This window comes from Alloscardovia omnicolens DSM 21503, assembly GCF_000420505.1.
Taxonomy (GTDB): Bacteria; Actinomycetota; Actinomycetes; order Actinomycetales; family Bifidobacteriaceae; genus Alloscardovia; species Alloscardovia omnicolens.
On sequence record NZ_ATVB01000010.1, the window covers coordinates 47036 to 70569 of the forward strand.

Sequence of the window (23534 nt, forward strand, 5' to 3'; positions counted from 1 at the left end):
GAGTTAATGTGACAGATAAACAATCTGTTGTGATTATCGGTGGTGGCCCAGCAGGTCTTACCGCAGCGTGGGAATTAGTTAAAGATAATGCCGACGCTTACGATGTCACCGTGCTGGAAGCAAGTCAAGAATTTGGTGGCATTGCTCGCACTGTAAAGTACAACGGTAATCGTATGGATATTGGCGGTCATCGCTTCTTCTCCAAAGACGATCGCATTATGCAGTGGTGGCAAGATGTTATGCCATTGCAAGGTGCTCCATCCTACGATGACAAAAAATTGGGACGCCATCATGATTTGAACCCTGGCGGACCAGATCCAGAAAAAACTGATGTAGTTATGCTGAAGCGTCACCGCTTGTCCCGCATTTTCTGGAATCAGCATTTCTTTGATTATCCAATTAGCTTGACCCCTAATACCATTAGAGCGATGGGCTTCTTCCTGACTATGCAGGCAGGTTTTAGCTACTTGTGGTCAACCGTTCACAAGCTTCCAGAAGATAATCTGGAAAACTTCTATATTAACCGTTTCGGCCGCAAACTCTACTCGCTGTTCTTCGAGGGATACACTGAGAAGCTCTGGGGGCGCCATCCAAGCGAAATTTCTGCTGACTGGGGTGCTCAGCGTGTTAAGGGTCTGAACATTTGGAATATTTTAGGCAATGCTTTTAAGAAGCTTATGCCAGGTCATAAGGCAGATAATTCTAAGGTAGAAACTTCTCTGATTGAAGAGTTCTGGTATCCAAAGCTTGGTCCAGGTCAGCTCTGGGAGGTTGTGGCAGATAACTCTACTGCTAAGGGCGCAACAATTATTAAGGGCGCTAAGGTTACCTCTATTCACAGCGAAAACGGTAAAGCGTCTGCAGTAGATTACACCACTGAAGATGGCAAGGTTGTGAGCTTAAAGGCTGACCATGTTATTTCTTCTATGCCGCTCAATCACTTGATTGACGCGATGAACAACGGTGGCGTAGACGTTCCGGCTTCTGTAACAGAAGTTGCGCACGGTTTACCATTCCGCGACTTCGTAACCGTTGGTTTGCTCGTAAAGAAGTTGCGCGTAAAGAACACCACAGATGTTCCAACTTTGGGTAATCCTCCTATCGTTCCGGATAACTGGATTTATGTGCAAGATCCTGGATACAAGGTAGGACGTATTCAAATCTTCAATAACTGGAGCCCATATCTCTTAAAGGATCCAGATAATACCGTATGGATTGGTTTGGAATACTTTACCGACGAAGGCGACGATTTCTGGAACCTCAGCGACGAAGAAGCTCGCAAGTTTGCTATTGCCGAAATGATTCGCATGCGCATTATTGAAAGTGCAGATGATGTGCTTGATGCTCACCGCGAACTCGTTCCTAAGGCATATCCAGCATACTTCGATACCTACGATCGCATCGATGAGCTAACCGGTTGGATTGATTCCTTAAGCAATGTGTACTGCGTAGGACGTAACGGACAACACCACTACAATAACCAGGATCATTCGATGGCAACATCGATTGAAGCTGTGGAGAACATCAAGACTGGTCGCGAAGACAAGTCCAATGTATGGGGCGTGAACACCGAAAAGTCTTACCATGAGTCAAAGTAACAGCATATAGACCATATGTACTCAGCACACAAGCACTGAAGAGGTCGTGAACACCGATTTCTTCAGTGCTTTAGTGTATACTAGCAACTTGTATGTGCCGAGTGGAAGCATTGCCACATAGATGCGCCACTCACTAGGTCTAGCTCAAGCTAGTTCAGCCGGCTCAAGCCTAGCTTAAGCCAAGCTATGAGCCTAGCTACAAACCTAGCTCGCTCTAGCTATGAGCAGACTGGCCTCTTTGCAAGCAAACTTGCAAAGGAGAACGAGGAATATACCAAGCGTATTATTCCCAGACTTAACGCTGATATGTGGCGGCGTACGAGGATTACAATGAACGCTATTGAAGCATTCGAAGCTAAGCAGCTCAAGGCTGCAGATTCCATTCCTGCATTCCGTCCAGGCGACACCGTTAAGGTGAACGTAAAGATTCAGGAAGGTAACAACTCCCGTATTCAGGCATTCCAGGGCGTCGTTATTGGTCGCCAGGGTGCTGGCTTGCGTGAAACCTTCATCGTTCGTAAGGTTTCCTTCGGTGTTGGCGTAGAGCGTCGCTTCCCAGTACATTCCCCATCTATCGATTCTATTGAATTGGTACGTAAGGGTAAGGTACGTCGCGCAAAGCTCTACTACTTGCGCAACTTGCGCGGTAAGGCTGCTCGTATTGTTGAGCGCCGCGACAACTCTGCAAAGTAAGCGAGATGGAGAGAAACCCGGGGCTCTACCTCGGGTTTCTTTATTTTCGTAAGAGGCGAAGCACAGTGGAGACCAATATGAGCACAGCCAAACATTCTCGTCGTGAGAACTATATTCCTGCACATAGCACAGGTGAACGGCACTATCGAGCAAGCGAACGCCGCCTTATGGGAGCGCTAGATTGGTTATTCTATTTCGTTGTGCCTATGGCTATAGTTTTAGTGCTGCGTTTTGTTGTTTTCGGTCTTTTTATTATTCCCTCCGCCTCGATGGAAAACACGTTGATGATTGGTGATCGTATTATTACCAATAATCTCAATATTTCTTCTCAAACTTTAAAGCGCGGTCAAGTGATTGTTTTTGCTGATAATTCGCACTGGCTGACCGCACAAGACATGAATGAAGCAGCCAGCTCCACACATAGTTTTGGCATAGATAGCGACAAACTGTTTCTCGTGAAACGTCTTATTGGCTTGCCGGGCGATGTGGTGGCCTGTGATGGTGGGGGAGCGCCTGTAACAGTAAACGGTCAAGCTATCGATGAATCATCGTATTTGAAGCCAGGTGTTGCGCCATCGGATGAAGCTTTTTCTGTTACTGTTCCTCCCGATAGCGTTTTTGTTATGGGAGATAATCGTTCAAATTCTGCTGATTCGCGCTTCCATCAAGACGATGGTAATTCAGGCTGTGTGCGCATTAGTTCCGTTACAGGCGTAGCGATGGCTGTTTTCTGGCCTTCATCCGATTGGAAAACTTTGAACACAGGCCGCCAAGCATTTGAAAGTGCAGGCTTGTAATGGCTAGCCCTCTTCCAACGTGGGATTATGAATCAGAAATTGTAGCTCAAGGTGCTCAGTGGATTATTGGCCTCGATGAAGTAGGCCGCGGCTGTTTAGCAGGACCAGTAACGCTTGGCGCTGCAGCTTTTCCAGCCGCTCGTATTGGCAGCGATACTATTCCTCACGATCTGAAAGATTCGAAACTACTGACCGAGCGTAAACGCGAAGCCCTCATAGAACCTGTGCAATCATGGGCTGCAGCTGTAAGCACAGGCTCGTGCAGTAATCAAGAAATTGATGAATGGGGTATAGCGGCATGTTTAGGTTTAGCTGCTGTGCGTGCTTTACATACTGTTGAGCATATGCTTGCTCAGAAGTATCCTGACGACTTTTATGATCGCGTGCGCCTTGCTGTTATCTTGGATGGCCCGCATGACTATATAACACCCGCGCTATCGATGCTAAACGCTCCTGCTATACCCGTTATTCCACGCGTATATACGCAGGTTAAAGCTGATCAAAAATGCGCAAGCGTAGCAGCAGCATCTGTTTATGCGAAAGTACAGCGCGATCATGAAATGATGCGCATAGCCCGCGAAAATCCGCAGTGGTCTGCCTATGCGTGGGAGAAAAATAAAGGCTACGGATCTGCAGCACACAGAGCCGCTATACAAGAATATGGTCCAACACCATATCATCGCATTAGTTGGAAGTTGGGATAATATGAGCACACGCAAAGTATCCATTGTCGATGTAGCCAAGGAAGCTGGAGTCTCGTATCAAACTGTATCGCGAGTTATTAATAATTCGCCTGCTGTACGTGAAGCAACCCGTCGCAAGGTTCAGGAAGCTATCCGTCAGCTGAATTATCATCCATCGCTGTCTGCGCAGTCTCTCAAAACGCAGCGTACCCGCATGATCGGCGTTATTGCATCACAAACGCAATACTCAGGTCCTCTGCTTACTATCTCGGCTATCGAAAGAATGGCGCGCAGCCGTAATCTCTTCGTTTCTGTGGCAACGGTTGATGAATCACGTCTTAATCCCGCTGATTTTAGCGAGATAGAGGAAAGCTTCGTTAAGCTCGGCGTAGAAGCTGTTGTTATTGTTGCGCCAACAGAAGCGATGGTTACGCTGGCCGTAGAAAGTCATGTGAATATTCCTCGCGTGATTATTACCGCTCCTGAGGGCACGCAGCAGCTCAGTTCGCGCAATTTTGATTCGTCGCGCGTGAAGTTTGTTTCCGCGAACCAAGATGCAGTGAGTGAGCAGATTGTGCATGGTCTGCGCGCTTCGGGCATAGAGCGCGTACTGTATATTAGCGGTCCGCAACAGTGGCGAGATGCTTATACCCGTTGCCATGCGTGTGTGCGTGCGTGTGAGCATAACAGTTTGACCGTGCAGGTTATTGATGCTGGTGACTGGTTAAGCATGAACAGTTACGATAAGCTGACTGCTTTGTTGCAGGCAGATGCTTCGACTGTGATGAAAAATACAGCGATATGGGCTGCTAATGATTTACTTGCTATGGGTGCTCGAAGAGCTTTGCTAGAAGCAGGTTTAGATGTTCCCGGCGATGTGCAGGTGATTGGTTATGACGATATGCCAGGAACAGAAAGCTTGGTACCTCCGCTGACAACAGTGAACCCAAACTATGAGAAGGTTGGGTCTATTGCCATGCGTTTAGTTCTTGACCTGTTGGGATATACTGCTGAGGACGATGAAGATGATTCCGTAGAAGAATACACTCTTCTTGATGGCTCAGATTGCGTGTATCTTGTTGAACCTCGTTTAGTTTTGCGTGCATCAACGCTTTCGTAGAGGGCTGTTGATTGTTTAGATTGAGCGTGTGTTTATTTGATTAATACAACGTTATAGTGTAAAATGTATTATGTGAACGTTCACATTACAGTGTGAATAAAGAAGTGCATTATCTAACACGACGGAGTGAAGACTATGACGGACATCGCACGCGCACAAGAAGCTATTGCTGCGGGTAATATTTCTCTGGGCGTGGAGTTTGGTTCTACGCGCATTAAAGCTGTTCTCATTGATGAGCAATACAATACCTTGGCTCAGGGTGACCATGTGTGGGAAAATCATTTAGACAATGGATTATGGACTTACGGTTTGGATGAAGTATGGGCTGGCGTGCAAGATGCATATGCACAATTAGTTGCCAGCGTGCATGAAACATACGATGTTGAGCTCACTCGTATTGCACGCATGGGCTTCTCCGCCATGATGCATGGCTACCTCGCCTTCAATAAGAACGGTGAGCTCCTTGTTCCGTTCCGCACCTGGCGCAATACCAATACGCATGAAGCTCACGAACAGCTGTCTGAACTCTTCCAATTCAACATCCCAGAACGCTGGTCTATCGCGCACTTGTACCAAGCCATTCTCAATAACGAAGAGCATGTTCCTGAGGTAGATTTCTTCACCACCCTGTCTGGCTACGTACACTGGCAACTCACCGGCCGCAAAGTACTCGGAGTGGGCGATGCGTCGGGCATGTTCCCAATCGACCCACATACACACAACTTCGACGAAGAATTCCTAGCTCAATTCGAGCAACTCAGCAATGTGGCATCTCAGCCATGGAATATTCGTGAGATTTTGCCAACCGTCCTCGTTGCCGGCCAGAATGCAGGCGAACTCACTGAAGAAGGAGCGCGCCTACTCGATCCAAGCGGACGCTTACAGGCTGGTTCTGTTCTCGCTCCACCCGAGGGTGATGCAGGGACGGGCATGGTAGCCACCAACTCCGTACGAGTGCGCACTGGTAACGTGTCTGCAGGAACCTCCATCTTTGCCATGGTTGTGCTGGAAGACAAGCTCAAAGCGCTCCACCCAGAAGTGGACGTGGTCACCACACCTGCAGGCGATTTAGCGGGCATGTCTCATGCGAATAACTTCACCTCCGACCTGAACGCATGGGTGGGCTTATTCCGTGAATTTGCAGCGGCTGCGGGAACTCCTGTAGACAATGCTACGCTGTTCTCCACGCTGTTTAATGCGGCTATTGCCGACAACACCGATGACAACGCAGGCGGATTGCTCAACTATTGCTTCTATTCGGGGGAATTCCTCGTTAATCTGGCTGAAGGTCGTCCTGTGTTCGCGCGCGGACCTCAAGCCCGCATGAGTCTGGGCAACTTTATGCGCGCTCAGCTCTTCTCCGCCTTCTCCCCAGTAAAAGTGGGCATGGACGTGATGACCAAAGATGAGGGAGTGCGAGTAGATTCTTTGGTTGGTCATGGTGGCATTTTCACCACGCCTGTGGTAGCTCAGCGTATTTTGGCTGCCGCGTTTAACACGCCTATCCGCGTGATGAGCACGGCTGCTGAAGGCGGCGCGTGGGGTATGGCAGTGCTCGCTGATTACACTGCTCACGCTCAGACCGCTCTCGACGACTATTTGGATAACACGGTTTTTGCTGGCGCGCAGTATTCTACAGAAGAACCGCAGCCTGCAGACGTTGACGGTTTCGAAGACTTCTTTGAGCGCTTTAGGACCGGATTAGCGATTGAACAGGCTGCGGTAGAAAGTATTGATTTGGAATCACGGTAGAAATACCGCGCTAATAAACGCGCTAATAAACGCGATAAAAGGCCGCGAAAAACTAGTACAAAAACCCGCGCAAAAACTAGCGCCAAATCAGCAGAAAACTTTATAAGACACACAACATAAGGAGATATACAATGGCAACTTTGGCAGATTACTCAGAAGAAACCCGTGCTGAAGTCAAGCAAGTACGCGAAATTGTTGCAAGCTTGCACGATCAACTTCTTAAATGGAATTTGGTTGTATGGACTGCAGGTAATGTTTCTCAGCGGTTGAAAACAGCAGATTTAATGGTTATTAAGCCTTCTGGTCTGCGCTACGAATATCTTACCCCAGCAAGCATGGTGGTATGCGATTTAGATGGCAACGTGGTTGATGGAGTAGCATCGCCATCTTCAGATACTGCATCGCATTGCTATATTTACCGTAATATGCCAGATGTATATGGCGTTGTACACACGCATTCCACCTATGCCACAGCATGGGCGGCAACAGGTAAGAATATTCCTTGCGCTCTCACCATGATGGGCGACGAATTTGGTGGGGAAGTGCCGGTTGGTCCTTTCCGTCTTATCGGTTCCGAAGCTATTGGCGAAGGCGTTGTAGAAACTCTCAAGAAGTATCCAAAGTCTCCTGCAGTTCTTATGCAAAATCATGGTCCTTTCACTATTGGCAAGGATGCTGAATCTGCTGTGAAGGCTGCGGCAATGACTGAGGAAGTGGCACATACTGTATGGGCTGCTCAAATGCTGGGAGGCGTTATTCCAATTCCTCAGGCAGATATTGATAAGCTCAACGACCGTTATCAGAACGTGTACGGTCAGCACTAAAGCTGCGAAGGATTGCTTTGGGAGAGTGCCTTGATTCGATGCGCTCTCACCTTTCCCTCGCACACTCCCCCCGCACCCTCGCGCCCCACAAAAACACCCACCCAAAAAATCACCCCCACAAAACAATAAATTTTCATAAAAGAAAGGTAATTCAATGAAGAATCCATTTGAAGGTAAGGAAATCTGGTTCGCTGTTGGCTCTCAGGATCTTTACGGCGAAGAAACGCTCAAGCAGGTAGCTGAGCAGTCTCGCGACATCGTCAATGCTCTCGATGCAAGTCCAGCCATTCCTGTGAAGCTTGTTTTGAAGCCAACACTTAAGGACTCAGACTCCATTAAGGAATTTATGCAGGCAGCCACTGCTTCACCTGAATGCATTGGTGTGATTGCATGGATGCACACCTTCAGCCCAGCAAAGATGTGGATTCGTGGTCTGAACGAGCTGAAGAAGCCTTTGTTGCAGCTGAACACACAGCATCATGAGGAAATTCCTTGGAAGACCATGGATATGGACTTCATGAACCTGAACCAGGCTGCTCATGGCGACCGCGAGTTCGGCTACATTGTCACCCGTTTGGGCATTCCTCGCAAGATTGTTGTAGGTCACTACACTGATCCAGACGTAGCAGAGCGTATTGGCGTATGGACTCGCGCATGTGCAGGTTGGGAAGCTGCCAACACGATGAAGGTTATGCGTTGGGGCGATAACATGCGCAACGTAGCTGTAACTGAGGGCGATAAGACCGAGGCAGAGCGCATATTCGGTGCATCCATTAACACATGGCCAGTTAATGAGCTTGTAGAGCATGTGAATGCTGTGTCTAAGGAGCGTGTAGAAGCTCTTATTGAAGAGTACAAGAAGGAATATGACGTTGCTCCAGAACTGCTTGGCGAGCGTTACGAATCCTTGTACGTTGCTGCTCAGGAAGAGCTGGGTATGCGCGACATGCTTGAAGAAGTAGGGGCAACAGTAGCTGTAGATAACTTCGAGGATTTGGGAGCTTTACGTCAGCTGCCAGGTGTAGCTGCTCAGCGTTTGATGGCTGATGGTTACGGCTTCTCTGCAGAAGGCGATTGGAAGACCGCTATGCTCATTCGCATTGGAAATGTGATGGGCTATGGTCTTGAAGGCGGTTGCTCTTTGATGGAGGACTACACCTATAACCTTGTTCCTGGTAAGGAAAAGATTTTGGGTGCGCATATGCTTGAAGTTTCGCCAACTTTGAAGACTGATGGAAAGGCTAAGCTTGAGGTTCATCCGCTGGGTATTGGCGGTAAAGAAGATCCTGTGCGTTTGGTCTTTACTGCAACTCCTGCAAAGGATGCAGTAGTAGTGGCTATGAGCGATGTGCGTGAACGTTTCCGTTTGGTTATGAACGTTGTTGATGTTGTCGAACCAGATGAGGAACTGCCAGCATTACCAACTGCCCGCGCTTTGTGGCAGCCTCGGCCAAATATGAAGGATGCAACTCAGTGCTGGCTGCTTGCTGGTGCTGCACATCACACTTGCATGACTACCACGGTTAATCGTGAGGCATGGGAAGACTTCGCTCGCATTGCTGGTGTAGAACTTGCCATTATTGACGAGAATACCACTCCAGCTCAGTTCGAAACCAACCTGCACGTAAACGACGTGTACTACCGTTTGAATGAGCACTTCTAAAAAGCTGATTTTATAACTAACTAAGGCTCTCCCTGTTTTAAGCGGGGAGAGCCTTAGTATTACATTACCTTTGCAATCCTATGCTGCGCGTAAGCGCGGCGAGCGAGGTGCGCGAAATGCATGAGCATCAGCCAGCCAACGAAGCACAGCGGCAGCATGTGACGCTCGAAATTGTTGGCTGGAGCCATAATCATCACGCCCATCAGCAAAATAAGCGGAATGTAACGCAACAAATCCATCCAACGGCGCAAAATAATCACCGCACAGCCGAGCAAAATCGCCCCCACAACATAGAAGTTACCGTGCGTAATCCAACCAATCACAGGAACAGAACCCCATACGAAGGCAAGGAAGCTTTCGAAGCTGCGCACTTGCGGTGCCCAATCGTTCAAAATCGGGGCCGCGCTTAATCGTGAATTATCGAGGTAATACGTGGTCGATACATACGGCTGATCGTTCACGTCAAAATAGCCGTACACCTTCGCTAAGAACGCGTCAGTATAGATAATCGGATGCTGCTTACCCAGCTCAAGCCAAGCTTGCGTAAACTTATCCATATCCTCTTGCGTCACCGTTTCCCACTTATAGGTTTCGATTTTGCCGTCACCACCCGAGGATTTAACACGATCCGCATCGTTAGGGAAGTAGTTAGAACCCATAGCGTAGAGGTTAAAAATCGGCTGCAGTTTCTTGCGCACGTCGGGCGAAACGCTCAGCGGATCGTAGCGCATAACGCGGGCAATCTGCTGAACTTGCACACCGCGGCTTTCAATAGAATCACCCGAAATAATCGTGCCCGTATTTACCGCAACAGTCAGCGCGGTCTGGAAAACGAGGAACGGTAAAACAAGGGCAACCAGGTACGAGCGCCAACGGTTGCGGTCAACGATAAAAATAAGCACAATCTGCACGGCAATAATATACGTGGCGTATTTCGCGGAGACGAGCATAATCGCGGTGCTCAGCGCAATGCCGACCACCAAAGTGCGCGGAATATGCGTGCGGTCGCGGTGGTTAAAGACCTCATACCATTGGCCAAACCACCACAGGAACGCATAGGCAAACAGTGGCGACTTCGTAAGCGCCGTAGCCGAAAACAAAGCCTGCGGATTAAGAATAAAGAAGAACATTACGACGGTTCGCCAGCGCGAACCCACCGTAATAAGCTGTGCCGGACTTGTGCACAAAACCGAGCGTGCGTACACGCGGGTAGGGTGAGCCAGGTTAAAGAAACGGTCAACCGTTACGCTCACCACAAAAATCGCGAAAAGCATTTGCGTGGCCGAAAGAAAAACGAGGCCTAAATCAATCGTACCGGTCCACGAATCCGACCAGTAGAGCACGCCGCCATAGAAAAGCGTTAAGACAACATTGTGCTGATTCGTCAAATACGTGGGCGTATCCGGCCACATATAATGAGCAATCGGATAGACATCCACCACATTAAAACTGTCGGCGTAGGAGACATGCACGCCGCTGAGCGCGCTGAGCCAGCGGATCATTTCCGCGCACTGACTCATAAGATCGGCCGCGAACACGGTGGGCACAAAAATAAACTGAAGACCCCAGCAGGTTAAAAGAATCAGCGCGATTTTCCACCAACGGTCGGTAAGGAAAACAATATGACGCCTCGTAGCGCTCCAACCACGCGACATGGTCGCGCACAGCTTGCTCAGTTTTTTATGACGCGCAACGAAAGCGCTCACACGTGGCGCAGTACGGTTCTTAAAACGCTTCCACCATCGCGTCCACGGATGCAAAACCCCTGAGTGAGGCTCGCTAAACCGCACCAAACACCATATAATGCCCATGCACACAGCCCAGGTTGCCGCGAAAAGAACAGTATTCACCACGTCGTAATGCACAATCGACGAGTTTGCGCGATACAGTGGCCCCACGCTCACACACAAAGCAATCCACGCGCTCGCCACGGCTGCAAGCGTCCACGATGCTGCGCTGGCAAAGAAACGCCCCCACGAGAACCGATGCTGCTGTGCGGAACGTTTCATACACGCCTCTCGTTGGTCGTAACGGACAATAGACAATACTTAGACTTTTAGCCTTCGCAAAATTATATCAAAAGCGCCGGTTGTTAGAGCTACCGAAATCTACTCGCGCCCTACCCGCGCTCGATCCGAAAATCTCTAAACGTGCGCGCAATGTCTTGCGGGGTTTCGGCACACCCATTTTGAGTCACATGCGATACACACTAAAGAAACCACCCGCAATAAACATCTGCTGGTACAAGTTGCGGTCGCTGGGAGAGGCATTGAGAAAATTCTCGTCGCAAACGTCCTCGACGATGTAGAGCAGATGGTTGTGGAGCAGTATGCGCCCGAACTCGCGATGCTCATACAAGTGCGTAAACAGGTCGAGCATATAGTCCTCGAAATTTTGCTGGCCGTACGTAAAACTGTGTGTGCGTAAAACGCTCGGTAATAGAACGCGTGTAGCGCGCCAGCACGTCCTCCTTACTCGAAAAAATTGCGATAGAACGAAGCGTGTCCCACCCCAGCCACTCGCACCAGCTTGGTTATAGAAATCTGGGCGAGCGGCTTCTCGCTCAGCAGCTCGAGCAGAGCGGTCGTGAGCTGTGAGAGAACATAGCTATGACGGTTTTCATTGCCCTTCGCTGAGACAAAAGAGTCCGTTTGATTCATTTAATCCGCGCTCCTTGACCGTGCAGTAAAGCCAATGCCAAGATTAATACAACGCTAAACGCTGAGACAACTGTATTTTTTGACTTTACGATTTTTGAGAGGGGAGAGAGCCATGTCGCTTACACAGAAACGTCTGCTGATTGTAGCAGGCTTGATTGTTCTGGGCATCGTTTTGGGACGTTTGGGATTCCACGTGTTTCTTGACTTTATGCTGGGCGGAACGTTGTTTGGGGGCAATATTCTATGAGCAACGAGCAGAAGAAAACCAAGAAAAAAGGACGTGTTTGTGGGTCTTCATCTATATTCTCGCATTTATTGTTGCTTTTATTGGCGGTATTGCCAGCAAATCCATCCCACCATCGTGGATGAAAGACTATAGCGTTAAGTGGAGCGACAAGGTAGGCACAGCGCATAAAGGCGAAACCTTTGACCTCTACACGCCAGCTAAAAAAAAGAGAAAACCTACGGGCTGGTTGTGTACTTGCACGCTGGCGGCTTTACAACCGGTGACAAGGCAGACGATACGGCCATGCTTCAATGGTTGTGCTCCAAAGGATACGTGGCGGCAGGTATTAACTACACGTTGCGCAACGAAAAGAACCCTACTGCCAGTGTCTATTCGCAGTCCATGGAAATTAAAGAACGCATCCCTCAGGTTATAGAAGTAGCCAAAAAGCTTGGCTATCCTATCGACAAGATGGCTATCGGCGGCTGATCGGCAGGCCACGCGCTCGCCATGCTCTACGCCTACCGTGATGCAAGTACAGCTCCAGTTCCGGTAAAAATGGTCTTCGGGGCGGTCGGCCCGTCCAGTTTCTACCCTGAGGATTGGAGCAACTACGGTCTGGATAAGAACACGGAAGAATCCAAGAAAGCTGCTGCAGGATTATTCGGCATTATGGCAGGTAAGACAATTGATCCGTCCATTTTTGGTACCCCGCAATACGACGAACAGATGAAAGATATTTCTGCGCTCTTGTGGGTAAATAAGGACTCTGTTCCATCTCTTATGGTCTACGGTAAGCACGATAAAGTGCAACCTTTCGCGGCTTCGGTTCGCTTAGAGAAGGCGTTAGAGAAGAACAAAGTTCCGCACGATTATATTGTGTTCGAGCGTTCGGGTCACGGTTTGCAAAATGACGACGCAGATATGTACACGTACTACCAAAAACTCACTGAATATTTGAATAAGTACATGCCAGTGAAATGGCGTCTATTGCCCACTGGGCAATAGACGCCATGAATAGAAAGCCCTAAGATTACGGAGTAGAACTGCTGTAATTAATATAATCTTGTAGAAACAAGACGACCGAGCCATCGCGGTCCTGCTGTTTTAAAACACGTTCTCACTAATTGTCAGCTGTGAAAAGATACTTCCAATAATAACCACTCGAGGAGTGAACAAGAGCATAATACTCCATATTACGCTCACTCGTACCGTGAACGTCATAAGCATCTACAACTACTAAAGCAATTTTAGCCTTACCGTACTTCATGATTGCTTCGTAGAGTTTTGAAACGTCGCATTGGGGGCATGTTTTCAGTAAGTCAGTCTGGGTGCGAATCTCTGATTGAATATGAAACTGCGTAGTTTGCTCATTGTAGGTACGCACAATTTTTGTCACGTTTTTATGGGCATAAACAGTGTGTGCATGTGAGGCGACTAAATCGTTTAGTTCGTCGCGCGTAAAGTATCTTGAGGTAGATATATGCGTTTCTTGGGGTACCGCATGCAAGTTGTCATATAACAGCATGAGAGATACAAGAAGTGCAATACAGCTTATAATAGCCAGCCCGAGAACTGGTTTACGAATTTTCTCAACAATTTGCGACATTAAATCAACGCCCCTCCAATCACAAGAGTACTACGAACACCGATATGGTTTCAACGTAAACCATTAGAAGAGGGAAACAATATGATAGCTGGAACTGTTAAAACGTTGATTTGTGGGATTGCTACCTGTGGCTTACTTATTTCTCCGACGAAAATGGCATCCTTCACAGTGCAAGATAGTTTGGATATAAATAAGGTTGCTGAGCAATACTCATCGGCATTAGAATCGCAGTACTTAGGACATAGAGATTCATCAGGTGCGGTCGTGGATAGAAGATCAATTAACTACGATTTATATTCTCTACGAGACGTGGCGCCATCTAACCTTAATGTGGAAACTGTCCCCCTCAAAGAGATGTAAACTCAGAGCGGTCATACCCAAGTTCTGGTTTCAGTTACACACATGCTAAATTCACTCCAAGAGCTGGAACTCAGGTTTATTTGCATGGTGAACAAGTAAAGGAATTCGAAAGCTCCGCAACCGATTACCACAGATTAGAAGTTAGTAGCGATAACACATCTGACTCGCAGATTGTTGACGATACTATCATCACTCCAGTGGAAGATAGCTCAGATCAACAAACCCTAACGAAAAATACGTAGACAGCTTTACGAAACACATCTAGCAAGGTTTCGAAGATTGTTTACAAGGTAAGTGCTGCCACTAGGTACGACTATCTTAAAGCAATTATGTACGCTGAAAAATGGACTCAGAGCGACTCAATGAATCCCGCTTTTCCGATCTTTATGGACTTTAATATTACAGATCCTTTCGGGAATATTACGCCAACACGAGGGAATAATTGTACAAACTTTGTTTCACAAGCACTATATACAGGCGGAGTACCAGTTTCTGAAAAAACGATAAATAAATCAGATCCTCAGAATTGGACATGGAAAGTTGGATTACTAGGCCCTTCTTACACGTGGAGAGGAGCACAAAATAATTATGAATATATGAGTTCAAATGCAGGTATTTTCTCTCGAGAGAGTAATCCTTGGAAAGCGTGGGAAGGTAGTGTGATTTATGCAGATTGGAACAATGACGGAACTCTTGATCATGCAATGATAGTTGTTGGATACATGTATGCAAATGGTAAAGTGCAGCCTATTATTTGCCAGAAGTCAAGCAATAGACATGACTATCCTTTTTCTCAGTCCTACGCAAATGCGACAAGGGATCATCCTAATACAACATGGAAAATTTTACAGTATCAGCCATAAACCTATTGATGGCACTATATCTTCGTCTGCTTTGCTCTAAATAAGATAAAACGAAGGCAGGCGTAGAAGTGAGTAATATACTTCTAGCAATCCGAGTGCACGACAGATTCGGGAATATCAACTTTTGTCTGATAAATAGTGGTTTCGGGAATAAATTTACGTGCTAAATGTCACATGTTGAACGTAATAGATGTTTTACTAGGGTTTTAATAAACCAATTTATTCTTGTAGGCTAATCACCTATGTACAAGTTTTGGTGCGGAATAAAGTGTTGTCTTTTTGCGTATCTCTCTGGCTATCGATAATGGTTGTTTTATAGCCAGAGAGATACGGGAAACCCAAGATAATCAAAATTTTAAGAATAAGAGACTTAAGTGCTTTTCACAGTACAGACGTATCCACCAGTGTTATGTATGACCCCTATGAGCTCTAAGAAGGACAACACCCAGTACCGATGTGAAGCCTGTTTGTTGGATAGCTCTGCTGACCCACTTGTGCCTCTGATTTGTTTTCTGCATTTTATTGGCGGTTAGGTTACCAATTGTGTGTTTATTGTGGCGCGTGATCGTAGATGGGCAAAAGGGTGTTGTAGATTCTATCTCGTTTTCATCGTGCAAGATGATTCAATACGCGCGTTATATACACAGTTTCCTTTTAAAGACATGCATTGAGTTAAGTCCATGACTGTTAGTCTGTCGCGATAGGTATAAGACGTGTACTGTATGCCATTGCATGAGTGAAGTATGGAATCTGTCAAATAACTATGTGTTTTATTCGGCAAAATAACGCGTGGCATTTATTATCTCGTAGGATTATGATTTTTGATGTAATGAACAGTTTTAATCAGATTAAAATTATTCGACTTTGAAGAGTTTTGCCTGTGAATGTGAGCTTCATCGCTAGTCGCCTGCGCGTTTGCAAAGCCTTGTTCACTCCATCCGTTTTTAAACCGCTCAATAAAACACAAACGTCTATTGCCCACTGGGCAATAGACGTCATGAATGGAAAGCCTCAAGATTACGGAGTAGAACTGCTGCAATCAGATGTTATGCGCAGCGGCGGCTTACACCCAACCAAGGCTCAATCTCAACCGAGTCAGCCTCGAGCAGAGCCTTATCGAGGTAATCCTTGTGAATAATAACCTCGCGCACAAAGCGGTCGAACCATGCTGCAGACAGTACATAATAACCGTCTTTGCCAGCGTCCTTGCCCCAGCTGTTCTCGACTTTCCAGCGGTTTGGAACGCCGTTTTCGTCTAGGTTCACGCCGGTAAAAGTCATAGCGTGGTTGCTTGGATAATCCATATATTCCAAACCATTAGCCTTGCTCATGGTAAAAGTGGTGCCGAACAGTTCATCCACGCGAACCGTGGATTCGTCGAAGAAGCCTCCGTGGCGCAGCGAGAACTGTGTGCAATCACAGGCGAACCATACTGGGTGACCTTCCTGCAGCATCTTAATCGCGGCTGCGCGGAAAGTCTCCAACTCGGTGTTGAGCGCGGACATGTTACCGGCCTCAATAACCGTAGCCGTGTTCTTGGTCACGTAGCGCTTACCGTACGGTGTGGTAGCCATAGGCGAGTTGGTGAGCGTTTCGAAATCGTTTACGTCTACGGGCACATACTTCTTGTAGAAATCGAGCGGCGTAATATCGTGCTCTACAATCTGCTTGCGTGTATCGGTACCGGACTTCTTGTCCTTCTTATCTTTATCGTCCTTTTTCTCTTCTTTCTTGCTCGACGCATCGTCTTCTACGCGCGCAAAGAAATCGAAGGAACGAGGAGGCTCACCCAAAGCGATGCAGCACATGCGATACACGAGCTTCATATACTCGTCTTTGCGCTCACGAATCTGTTCAATGCTTTCGCCGGCAGCGTGGGCTGTGCGCATTTCGATAGCAAACTCGCGCAACTTGGAGTTCGTATACTGAATAAAATCGCTCGTATGGCGAGAATTCTCGGATTCAGGGTACGCGCTCTTTGGCATAAGACCGTACTTACTCACGAGGTTGGCGAAACCCTGCCACCAGTTGCCGTCCTCAACTGGACCTGCGTTAATGTGCTGGAAAATACGGCTATCGGTGGTCTCGTCGAGAGTGTCGAGCACATACTCGAGATATGTATTCGCCTTCTCCATCTTCTCCCAGAAGAGCAGATAGTTCTCGGAGAACTCGAAGTCGGAAATGTTCCACTTATGCATCAGCTCAAAACGCAGCACGTTGAGACCTGCGAACATCCAGCAGCGGCCGGACTGTTCCTGGTTCGTAATCGAACCCTGCTTAAGCTCAATATTAAAGTCCATCGGCACTTCGCGAGCGCCCGCATACGAGGTGGCAGCTTTAAGCACGCCCATGCTCACTGCTGCGTTCGCGGCAACGCGGTTAGCGCGGTCTGCACGGAAATCGGCAGAATACGAGTCGAGGGACGATAGCTGGATTGCTTTGGTTTGCGACATGGGGCAGATCCTTCGTTGTTAAGAAAAATATAGGTGTATGTTGCTATCGAATAGTGTACTCAGCGGTGTGTCTTTGGCGTTTTATCCCTCAGCAGTGGTATAACGCTCTATAAAAGAAGACTCAAAAAATACGGACAGCTATTGACTTTTTGTAACAATTCCATTAAAAGACGCATGTTTTGCTGTGGGTGTATTCTACGATGATGTGAGTTTTCGAGACGATGAGCCGAGACGAAAGAAGGCGGCCGGTGATTAAATACATCATCAAGCGCATTGCAAACTACATTGTTATGCTGTTTGTTGCTATTACTATGACGTATTTCTTGGCAAGCGCGTTTATGGATCCGCGTTCCAATTATATGAGTCGTCATCCGCACCCGCCGATTGCGTCTATTAATCGTGCGCTTGATAACGCCAATATTAACGACCAAACACCTGTTGTGTTGCGCTATTGGCGTTGGCTGGTTGGTGTTGTTACCCGATGGGATTGGGGTAAAGCGCCAGACCAGTCGAATGTGGGCGAGGCTATTATGTCGCGCATGGGCGCGTCTTTGCAGCTGGTTACTTTAGCAACGATTTTAAGCATTGTTATTGGCGTGTCCATTGGTGTCTACACGGCAATTCGCCAGTACAAGTGGCAAGATCGCGTGCTTAATTCTATTGCCACCTTCTTCTTTGTTATTCCTCCTGCAGTATTAGCCGTTATGGTTGTGTTCCTTGCTATTCAGGTGAACACGGTTGCTGGTTCGCGCCTGTTCTACGTAACGGGGCTTCACGCCTACCAAGGAAATAATCTAGGTTTGTGGATACTCGATTTCCTCCAGCATCTCATCTTGCCGACGATTTCCATGACCATCGCTGGAGCTGTTGGCTACCATTTAACACAGCGCACTTATTTGCTCGACGAGATGAACGCTGATTATGTGCGCACTGCCCGCGCTAAAGGGCTGACTCTTAACCAGGCTATTCGCCGCCATGCTTTACGCAATTCTTTGTTGCCAACCGCGCAGTCTGTTGCTTTTTCGATTGCAGGTGTGTTTGTGGGCGCAACCGTAACAGAGACCGTTTTTGCTATTAATGGTTTGGGGCGTTACTTCGTAAGCACAATTGCTGCGAACGATATTAATGGGACGGTTGCAGTTGCCGCCTTCTCCGGTGTGTGCACCTTAACCGGTGCTTTGCTTGCCGATGTTGTGGCTGCATGGCTCGATCCGCGTATTCGCTTGAGTTAAGGGAGCTAGGAGAGAAATGACTACAGAACATTACGACGATCCTATGGCACATAACGTTCTCGAAACGACGCGTCAAGCCGTGGAGAGCAACGATTCGTCCATTGAGCGTCCAGCGGCGCGCAAGAATGCAGGTATTAAGCGCACCAGCCGCGTGTCTTTGTACGTGCGCCGCTATATGCGTCGGACTTCTGCGGTGGTGGGCTTGGGGCTGCTTCTGGCTCTTATTTTGTGGGCGATGTTTGGCCGTTTCGCCACGCAATTTAACTACGTAAACCTCGATTTCGCGGCTCTATCTGTACCGCCGTTTAGCGAAGGCCATATTTTCGGTACAACCGATGGTGGAGCGGACGTGTATGCCATGGTTGTGCATGGTTTGGGACGTTCTTTGCTCGTAGCATTTTTGAGTTCGATTCTCACCACCATTATTGCGGCGATTTATGGCGTGGCTATTGCCTACTTCGAAGGTCGTGTAGAAAAAGTGGGTATGTGGATTCTCGACATGCTGCTGGTTGTTCCATCCACCTTGCTCATCGCTATTTTGGTGCGTTCGGCCGCTGGAACCTCTGGCTGGCTGTGGCTCACCTTCGGCTTAACTGTTTTTGGTTGGGTTGGTTTAGCTCGTGTTCTGCGCACTATCGGTATGAGTATTCGAGAACGCGATTATGTGCGCGCAGCTAAGTTTATGGGCGTCAAACCATTTACGGTTATGATTCGCCACCTTATTCCTAACTTGGGCTCTGTGCTCGTTATTAATACCGTGCTTGGTGTTGTTTCTACCGTTGCTTCGGAAACTACGTTGTCGTTCCTCGGTTTGGGTATTAAGGCTCCAGATATTTCTTTGGGAAGTTTGCTTAACGAAGGTCAATCCGTGATTGTTACGCAGCCATGGGTTTTGGTTATTCCTTCGGCAGTACTGATTGTTTTGGCTTTTTCTGTTCAGTTGATTGGTGACGGTTTGCGCGATGCTATCGATCCGTATTCACGCTCGGGCGGTACAGCAGAGTAAAGCAGGGATAAGGATAGAAGCATGACGGAATTTAGGAAAACAGCAGAAACAATTCTTACAGTACGAGATTTACACGTAAGCTTTGCCTCCGAAGCTGGAACAGTTCGAGCAGTATCGGGAGTAAGTTTCGATCTACAGCGCGGAAAGACTTTGGGCATTGTAGGTGAATCTGGTTCTGGAAAGTCTGTAACCTCGATGGCGATTATGGGCTTGCTCGATAAGAACGCTAAGGTAGAAGGTTCGATCGAGTTCGAAGGCGAAAACCTTCTCGAGAAGAACGATGCGCAAATGAGTAAACTGCGCGGATCTAAGATTGCCATGGTTTTCCAAGACCCACTGTCGGCTCTCACCCCGGTATATACCATTGGTCAGCAGATGCGCGAAGCTCTTATTGTGCACAATCCAGGCATGAACGATGAGCAAGTGCGTGAGCGTTCCATTGAGTTACTTACTCTGGTGGGCATTCCGAATGCGGAAGAACGTTTGGTATCCTTCCCTCATCAGTTTTCGGGTGGTATGCGCCAGCGTGTGGTTATTGCTATGGCTATTGCTAATAATCCGGACGTGATTATTGCCGATGAGCCAACCACTGCTTTGGATGTAACAATTCAGGCACAGGTGTTGGAAGTACTCAAGACAGCGCAGCGTGAGACCGGCGCAGCCTTAATCTTTATTACCCACGATTTGGGTGTTGTAGCCTCTATTGCTGACGACATTATTGTTATGTATGCGGGTCGTCCAGTAGAAGAAGCACGCGTAGACGATATTTTCTACCGTCCAGTTATGCCGTACACCATGGGATTGCTGGGTGCAGTTCCTCATCCAAAGCAATCTAAGAATTCTCGATTGGTACCAATCCCTGGTTCCCCAACAAATTTGGTGAATCTTCCTAAGGGGTGTGCTTTTGCAGAGCGTTGCCCTCTAGCAACGGATGTGTGCCGAGAAACAGTGCCTGCTTTACAAGAGGTTGAGGGACGTTCTGGCCAGTTGTCTGCATGCCACTTTAACGACAAGATTGTGCGCGAAGGCTTAACCTTTAACGACGTGTATTCTGTGGGAGAATCTATTCCATCTATCTTCGAAGGCATTCCTCGCGAAGATCGCAAGATGGTCTTGTCTGCAGAGAATGTAAAGAAGACCTTCCCTCTTACCTCAGGCGGATTCCTGCGTCGCAAGGTTGGAGAAGTACGTGCCGTAAACGATGTGACTATTCACGTGCGCGAAGGTGAGACCATCGCTCTGGTGGGTGAGTCTGGTTCGGGTAAATCCACCACTTTGTTACAGATTATGGATTTGAAGGCTCCAGAATCTGGAAAAATTGAGCTATTTGGTCAAGATGTGAGCGAGAAAATGTCTCGCAAAGAACGCACTATGTTGCACGCTAAAGTGCAGTATGTGTTCCAAGACCCTATGAGCTCTCTGGATCCTCGCCTGCCAATATATGATATTTTGGCCGAGCCGATGAAGGTTATTGGCATGAGCAAGAAAGAAATCAGTGTGCGTATCGCTGAGCTCATGGAGCTGGTTGGCTTAAAGCCAGATCAAGTAGATCGTTTCCCTAACCAGTTCTCTGGTGGTCAGCGTCAGCGTATTGCTATTGCTCGAGCTCTGGCCGTTAATCCACGTCTGATTCTGCTCGATGAGCCAGTATCTGCTTTGGATGTGTCTATTCAGGCAGGTGTATTGAATCTTCTGGAAGATTTACAAAATAAGTTGGGCGTTGCCTACTTATTCGTGGCTCATAATCTGTCTGTTGTGCGTCATCTGTCCTCTAGAGTAGCCGTAATGTACTTGGGGCGTATTGTGGAATCGGGAGATATCGATGAGGTCTTCGATAGTCCTCAACACCCATATACCAAGGCGTTAATGAGCGCAGTACCGGTGCCAGACCCTGAATACGAACGTAGTCATGAGCGTATTGTTCTCGAAGGCGATTTGCCAAGTCCAACAGAACATATTGAAGGATGCGCCTTCGCGTCTCGCTGCCCTCTGTACAAGCAGCTTACTGAAGAACAGAGGAAGAAGTGCGACACGATGGTTCCACAAACCAGAGACTGTGATGTTGACCACAAAGCAGCATGTCACTGGATTAAGATTTGAGATGCCAAAGCGTGCTGATTCGTAACGTTATATGGTCGAATCAACACACTTTCCCATCACAAAGTGCGAAGGTAGCAATTATGTATGATTATTGCTACACACAAGAAAGGGAGGACTGAGAGTGAAGTTTCTCACGATGAAGAAAACCATCACTGTAACTGCATCAGCAGTAGCCTTAGCGCTGGCTCTTGCAGGTTGTGGTGCTGGTAACGCAAATCAAGCTACGGGTGCGGCTGAACCAGCAGAAGGTTTTGCTGCAGACTATAAGGGTGCTTACCCAATGCCTTCTAAGACAAAGGCATACAACAACCCACAGGAGCGCGATAATATTAAAGACGGTGGTACGCTCAACCTGACTACCACCTACACGCCTAACTGGAACTACATGTCTGTAGATGGCAACACGGGTTACATGAGTGAATTGTGGAGCTGGTACATGCCAAGCTTGGCAACCTTCGACCTTAAGGGTAACTTGGAATGGAACAAGGATTACATTACTAAGGCAGAAGTGACCAACAAGGATCCACTAACCGTAACCTACACGATTAACGACAAGGCTAACTGGAACGATGGCACTCCAATCGATTGGACTGCTTTCGAAGCAACCTGGAAGATTAATAACGGTAAAGATACTAACTATTCTCCTGCGTCTACAGAAGGTTGGGAGAACATTGAATCAGTTAAGCAGGGTGCTAACGCCAAGCAGGCAGTAGTAACCTTTGCTAAGCCATTCTACCCATGGCAGTCTTTGTTCACGGGTTTGTACCCTCCACAGGCATTGGACTACAAAACCTATTCTGAAGGCTGGGTAGACACTCCACACGCAGAGTGGGGTGCTGGTCCATTCACTGTAGAGAAGGCAGATAAGGATTCTGTAACCTTCGTACGCAATCCAAAATGGTGGGGCAACACCGCAAAGCTGGATAAGGTTGTCTACAAGTACATGGAGTCCACCGCTCAGGTAAATGCTTTTAAGAATTCCGAGATTGACGCTCTGACCTTCTCTTCGAACAACATTTTGCAAACAGTGAAAGGCCGTAAGGATATCCAAATTCGTTTGGGCTATTCGAGCCAGGTAAACGTTCTTAACTTTAACGGTAAGGCTGGCTTCCTTAAGGATCAGGCTGTACGCAAGGCTTTGGCGCAAGCCTTCGATCGCGATATCTTCGAGAAGGTACACTTCCAAGGTCTTAACTGGACTCCAGACGATCCAGGTTCAGAAGTATTCCCTGTGTATCAGGAAGGCTACGAGAACAACTTGCCAGCAGAATCCAAGAAAGTGGATGTAAAGAGTGCCAAGGCGACCTTGGAGAAGGCTGGCTACAAGATGGGCAAGGACGGCTACTACGAGAAGGATGGCAAGACCCTCCAAATTCGTTACACCTACTTTGGTGATGCTGCTATGGTAACCAACATGGCTAAGGCTATTAGCCAGATGATGAAGGCTGCTGGTATTAAGATTAAGCTTGATAATCGCGATGATGTTAAGTTCGCAGATACCGTAGCCAAGGGTGATTTCGAGATTCTTCCAATGGCCTGGCAGTCTTCTTCTCCATACGGCCAGTTGAACATTAGCCAGCTGTATGGTTCTAAGTCTGAGTCTAACTACACCTTCGTGGGTAGTGAAGAAGTAGATAAGCTTGCTAAGGTTCCAGGAACGATCGAGGATCAGTTGGAGGCAGTGAAAGCTGCAAACAAGGCTGAGAAGGCGGCTCTTAAGCTGTTCGGCACTGTTCCATTGGATACTCCACCAAGCTTCTATGCGGTAACCAAGGGATTGGCTAACTGGGGTCCATCTGGATTCCAGACCGTTTTGCCAGAAAACGTTGGTTGGCAAAAGTAAGGTAGTGTAAAACCAATCGCCCATCCGAGTGTGAATGCTTGAATGGGCGATT

The 23534-nt window shown here is 47.7% G+C and carries 21 protein-coding genes and 1 pseudogene; 17 read left to right on the plus strand and 5 right to left on the minus strand.

The features are described 5' to 3' along the window. Positions 1-8: 8 nt before the first annotated feature. The 8 genes from G464_RS0105330 (at position 9) to araA (ending at position 9130) form a co-directional block, all read left to right on the plus strand. Positions 9-1598, plus strand: coding sequence for an NAD(P)/FAD-dependent oxidoreductase (locus G464_RS0105330; RefSeq protein ID WP_022857034.1), 1590 nt, complete (start codon positions 9-11; stop codon positions 1596-1598). Positions 1599-1928: 330 nt separating this feature from the next. Beyond that, on the plus strand, positions 1929-2291 hold the full coding sequence (gene rplS, locus G464_RS0105335; RefSeq protein ID WP_022857035.1) for a 50S ribosomal protein L19: 363 nt from the start codon (positions 1929-1931) through the stop codon (positions 2289-2291). 77 nt (positions 2292-2368) lie between these two features. Next, positions 2369-3088 carry a signal peptidase I gene (gene lepB / locus G464_RS0105340; protein ID WP_026472637.1) on the plus strand — a complete coding sequence of 240 codons (720 nt, stop codon included), beginning with the start codon at positions 2369-2371 and terminating at the stop codon, positions 3086-3088. Beyond that, positions 3088-3792 carry a ribonuclease HII gene (locus G464_RS0105345; RefSeq protein WP_022857036.1) on the plus strand — a complete coding sequence of 235 codons (705 nt, stop codon included), beginning with the start codon at positions 3088-3090 and terminating at the stop codon, positions 3790-3792. The genes lepB and G464_RS0105345 overlap by 1 nt, the downstream gene beginning before the upstream one ends. 1 nt (position 3793) lies before the next feature. Continuing rightward, positions 3794-4891: a LacI family DNA-binding transcriptional regulator gene (locus tag G464_RS09035; protein ID WP_022857037.1), complete on the plus strand. Its 1098-nt coding sequence runs from the start codon at positions 3794-3796 to the stop codon at positions 4889-4891. Between the two features lie 135 nt (positions 4892-5026). Beyond that, on the plus strand, positions 5027-6643 hold the full coding sequence (locus G464_RS0105355; protein WP_022857038.1) for a xylulokinase: 1617 nt from the start codon (positions 5027-5029) through the stop codon (positions 6641-6643). A 131-nt stretch (positions 6644-6774) separates the two neighbouring features. Further along, positions 6775-7467, plus strand: coding sequence for an L-ribulose-5-phosphate 4-epimerase (locus G464_RS0105360; RefSeq protein WP_022857039.1), 693 nt, complete (start codon positions 6775-6777; stop codon positions 7465-7467). Between the two features lie 154 nt (positions 7468-7621). Then, positions 7622-9130, plus strand: coding sequence for an L-arabinose isomerase (gene araA / locus G464_RS0105365; RefSeq protein ID WP_022857040.1), 1509 nt, complete (start codon positions 7622-7624; stop codon positions 9128-9130). Positions 9131-9189: 59 nt separating this feature from the next. Here the strand turns inward: araA and G464_RS09040 are convergent, their stop codons facing one another. The 3 genes from G464_RS09040 to G464_RS0105380 form a co-directional block, all read right to left on the minus strand. Continuing rightward, complete coding sequence (locus G464_RS09040) at positions 9190-11139, minus strand: DUF6020 family protein (RefSeq protein WP_022857041.1); 1950 nt, start codon at positions 11137-11139, stop codon at positions 9190-9192. A gap of 184 nt (positions 11140-11323) precedes the next feature. Continuing rightward, positions 11324-11509, minus strand: coding sequence for a hypothetical protein (locus G464_RS0105375; RefSeq protein WP_021618752.1), 186 nt, complete (start codon positions 11507-11509; stop codon positions 11324-11326). A 92-nt stretch (positions 11510-11601) separates the two neighbouring features. Continuing rightward, positions 11602-11790 (minus strand): TetR/AcrR family transcriptional regulator, encoded by a 189-nt coding sequence (locus tag G464_RS0105380; RefSeq protein ID WP_026472638.1) that lies wholly within the window; start codon positions 11788-11790, stop codon positions 11602-11604. A gap of 112 nt (positions 11791-11902) precedes the next feature. Here G464_RS0105380 and G464_RS10395 point away from each other — a divergent pair, with 112 nt between their 5' ends. From G464_RS10395 to G464_RS10220, 3 genes and pseudogenes are all read left to right on the plus strand, one after another. After that, positions 11903-12037, plus strand: a complete 135-nt coding sequence (locus G464_RS10395; RefSeq protein ID WP_021618751.1) for a hypothetical protein — start codon at positions 11903-11905, stop codon at positions 12035-12037. A 216-nt stretch (positions 12038-12253) separates the two neighbouring features. Further along, positions 12254-12505, plus strand: a pseudogene (locus G464_RS10215) (hypothetical protein); the annotation flags it as partial. Between the two features lie 21 nt (positions 12506-12526). Then, positions 12527-13024 carry a prolyl oligopeptidase family serine peptidase gene (locus G464_RS10220; protein WP_208853778.1) on the plus strand — a complete coding sequence of 166 codons (498 nt, stop codon included), beginning with the start codon at positions 12527-12529 and terminating at the stop codon, positions 13022-13024. 115 nt (positions 13025-13139) lie between these two features. On the opposite strand, the gene G464_RS0105395 is transcribed toward G464_RS10220, so the two are convergent. Beyond that, positions 13140-13625: a hypothetical protein gene (locus tag G464_RS0105395; RefSeq protein ID WP_021618749.1), complete on the minus strand. Its 486-nt coding sequence runs from the start codon at positions 13623-13625 to the stop codon at positions 13140-13142. A gap of 81 nt (positions 13626-13706) precedes the next feature. Between G464_RS0105395 and G464_RS0105400 the strand changes: the two genes are divergently transcribed. Further along, a complete protein-coding gene (locus G464_RS0105400) occupies positions 13707-13985 on the plus strand; it encodes a hypothetical protein (RefSeq protein ID WP_022857042.1) in 279 nt (92 codons plus the stop codon). A gap of 278 nt (positions 13986-14263) precedes the next feature. After that, positions 14264-14848: an amidase domain-containing protein gene (locus G464_RS0105405; RefSeq protein WP_276324650.1), complete on the plus strand. Its 585-nt coding sequence runs from the start codon at positions 14264-14266 to the stop codon at positions 14846-14848. 1046 nt (positions 14849-15894) lie between these two features. Here the strand turns inward: G464_RS0105405 and G464_RS0105410 are convergent. Continuing rightward, positions 15895-17310: a C1 family peptidase gene (locus G464_RS0105410; RefSeq protein ID WP_375712285.1), complete on the minus strand. Its 1416-nt coding sequence runs from the start codon at positions 17308-17310 to the stop codon at positions 15895-15897. Positions 17311-17549: 239 nt separating this feature from the next. Here G464_RS0105410 and G464_RS0105415 point away from each other — a divergent pair, with 239 nt between their 5' ends. From G464_RS0105415 to G464_RS0105430, 4 genes are all read left to right on the plus strand, one after another. Continuing rightward, complete coding sequence (locus G464_RS0105415) at positions 17550-18533, plus strand: ABC transporter permease (RefSeq protein ID WP_022857045.1); 984 nt, start codon at positions 17550-17552, stop codon at positions 18531-18533. Positions 18534-18549: 16 nt separating this feature from the next. After that, a complete protein-coding gene (locus G464_RS0105420; protein WP_021618743.1) occupies positions 18550-19539 on the plus strand; it encodes an ABC transporter permease in 990 nt (329 codons plus the stop codon). A 21-nt stretch (positions 19540-19560) separates the two neighbouring features. Beyond that, complete coding sequence (locus G464_RS09050; protein ID WP_022857046.1) at positions 19561-21639, plus strand: ABC transporter ATP-binding protein; 2079 nt, start codon at positions 19561-19563, stop codon at positions 21637-21639. A gap of 136 nt (positions 21640-21775) precedes the next feature. Then, positions 21776-23482, plus strand: a complete 1707-nt coding sequence (locus G464_RS0105430; protein WP_022857047.1) for an ABC transporter family substrate-binding protein — start codon at positions 21776-21778, stop codon at positions 23480-23482. Positions 23483-23534 lie beyond the last annotated feature (52 nt).

Bases quoted from the DNA above. Each gene is read 5' to 3' on its own strand.
- G464_RS09035 (WP_022857037.1), top strand. From the start codon at position 3,794: ATGAGCACACGCAAAGTATCCATTGTCGATGTAGCCAAGGAAGCTGGA.
- rplS (WP_022857035.1), top strand. From the start codon at position 1,929: ATGAACGCTATTGAAGCATTCGAAGCTAAGCAGCTCAAGGCTGCAGAT.
- G464_RS10220 (WP_208853778.1), top strand. From the start codon at position 12,527: ATGCTCTACGCCTACCGTGATGCAAGTACAGCTCCAGTTCCGGTAAAA.
- G464_RS09040 (WP_022857041.1), bottom strand. From the start codon at position 11,139: ATGAAACGTTCCGCACAGCAGCATCGGTTCTCGTGGGGGCGTTTCTTT.
- araA (WP_022857040.1), top strand. From the start codon at position 7,622: ATGAAGAATCCATTTGAAGGTAAGGAAATCTGGTTCGCTGTTGGCTCT.
- G464_RS0105395 (WP_021618749.1), bottom strand. From the start codon at position 13,625: ATGTCGCAAATTGTTGAGAAAATTCGTAAACCAGTTCTCGGGCTGGCT.
- G464_RS0105430 (WP_022857047.1), top strand. From the start codon at position 21,776: ATGAAGAAAACCATCACTGTAACTGCATCAGCAGTAGCCTTAGCGCTG.
- G464_RS0105400 (WP_022857042.1), top strand. From the start codon at position 13,707: ATGATAGCTGGAACTGTTAAAACGTTGATTTGTGGGATTGCTACCTGT.
- G464_RS0105375 (WP_021618752.1), bottom strand. From the start codon at position 11,509: ATGCTCGACCTGTTTACGCACTTGTATGAGCATCGCGAGTTCGGGCGC.
- lepB (WP_026472637.1), top strand. From the start codon at position 2,369: ATGAGCACAGCCAAACATTCTCGTCGTGAGAACTATATTCCTGCACAT.
- G464_RS0105420 (WP_021618743.1), top strand. From the start codon at position 18,550: ATGACTACAGAACATTACGACGATCCTATGGCACATAACGTTCTCGAA.
- G464_RS09050 (WP_022857046.1), top strand. From the start codon at position 19,561: ATGACGGAATTTAGGAAAACAGCAGAAACAATTCTTACAGTACGAGAT.
- G464_RS0105355 (WP_022857038.1), top strand. From the start codon at position 5,027: ATGACGGACATCGCACGCGCACAAGAAGCTATTGCTGCGGGTAATATT.
- G464_RS10395 (WP_021618751.1), top strand. From the start codon at position 11,903: ATGTCGCTTACACAGAAACGTCTGCTGATTGTAGCAGGCTTGATTGTT.
- G464_RS0105345 (WP_022857036.1), top strand. From the start codon at position 3,088: ATGGCTAGCCCTCTTCCAACGTGGGATTATGAATCAGAAATTGTAGCT.
- G464_RS0105380 (WP_026472638.1), bottom strand. From the start codon at position 11,790: ATGAATCAAACGGACTCTTTTGTCTCAGCGAAGGGCAATGAAAACCGT.
- G464_RS0105360 (WP_022857039.1), top strand. From the start codon at position 6,775: ATGGCAACTTTGGCAGATTACTCAGAAGAAACCCGTGCTGAAGTCAAG.